The 602-nt window shown below is 44.5% G+C and carries 1 protein-coding gene; it reads left to right on the top strand.

Translation table 11 applies throughout. The features are described 5' to 3' along the window. Positions 1-602 (top strand): transposase (locus D1Z90_RS20970; protein ID WP_147378836.1); only part of this gene is annotated, 602 nt, incomplete at both ends.

The following is a 602-nucleotide window of genomic DNA, read 5'->3' as shown; positions in this document are numbered from 1 at the left end:
CCCATTCACATTAAACGCTTTGCGGGCGCCATTGGCCAAAAAGCAAAAACGGACAAACTAGACGCTCAACTCATTGCCCATTATGGGGAGGCCATTCAACCTGCACTATCAACCTTAAAGCCCGCCGTTATGCAGGCGATGAGCGACTTAGTTGCAAGAAGGAATCAACTATTGGCGATGCAAACCATGGAGAAAAACCGTCTTCAAATTCTCCCTAAAGCGCTTGCTGTGACCATCAAGCCCATCTTAACCGTGTTCAAAAACCAAATTGCAAAGATAGAGGCAAACATAGTAAAACTCATTGAATCTTGCCCTGAATATCAGGCCAAAAATACCCTTTTACAAAGCATGAAAGGCATTGGGAAAATTGCCGCGGCTTCCATTATTAGCAACCTGCCTGAATTAGGCTATATCAGCAACAAAGAAGCCAGTTCTTTGGTCGGGGTCGCACCAATGAATAAAGAGAGTGGTCGTTATAAAGGACAGCGAAAAATCCAAGGTGGACGACATCAAGTCCGAACTGTTTTATACATGGCAATGATGTCTGCTATTCAATCAAACCCTGTTTTCAAAGCAACGTATCAACGCCTTGTTGCAGCCGG

This window comes from Motilimonas pumila (assembly GCF_003596335.1).
Taxonomy (GTDB): domain Bacteria; phylum Pseudomonadota; class Gammaproteobacteria; order Enterobacterales; family CBDFNC01; genus Motilimonas; species Motilimonas pumila.
The sequence above is the reverse complement of the archived record's forward strand: the minus strand, read 5'-3'. Positions and strand labels throughout refer to the sequence as shown.